Origin of the sequence: Streptomyces sp. NRRL WC-3549, from assembly GCF_000721935.1 — a bacterium.
Lineage (GTDB): Bacteria > Actinomycetota > Actinomycetes > Streptomycetales > Streptomycetaceae > Streptomyces.
On the sequence record NZ_KL585420.1, the window covers coordinates 137,146 to 137,636 of the forward strand.

Genomic DNA, 491 nt, shown 5'->3' on the forward strand with positions numbered 1-491 from the left:
AGAGATGTGTATAAGAGACAGCCTGATAGGTGTGGACGGCGCCCAGGCGCCCGTACAGCCGCGCCGCGTCGGCCCGCTCGCCGTGGGCGAGCCGTTGCGCGAGCGCCCGGCCGTACCAGTCCGAGGCCCGGCTGAAGTCGCCCAGTTCGGCGTGGGCGCCGGCCACCGACTCCATGGCGCGGCCGGTCGCGTAGAGGTCCTTCGCCTCGCGCCCGGCGTCCAGGGCCGCCCGGTAGCGGGCCAGCGCCTCCTCGGTGCGCCCCGTCCTGGCGTCCAGGTCGGCGAGGTTGAGCAGGGCGGCGGCCTTCTCCCGGGGCAGGTTCCGGCGCTCGGCGACGTCGAGGACCAGCCCGTGCAGCCCGTACAGCTCCGGCGCCGCGTCCTCGGTGCCCCGGTGGGTGGCCAGGGCCCGCACGAGGGCGGCCACCAGCCGGCGGGCCAGGGTGTCCAGCCCTCCGTCCCGGACGGCCAGCCGGGCGGCGGCCAGCAGC

General features: G+C 77.0%; 1 protein-coding gene. It reads right to left on the minus strand.

Going from position 1 to position 491, the window contains the following annotated elements:
- A partial coding sequence (locus IH13_RS0125205) for a tetratricopeptide repeat protein (protein ID WP_031088132.1) occupies positions 1-491 on the minus strand: 491 nt, incomplete at both ends.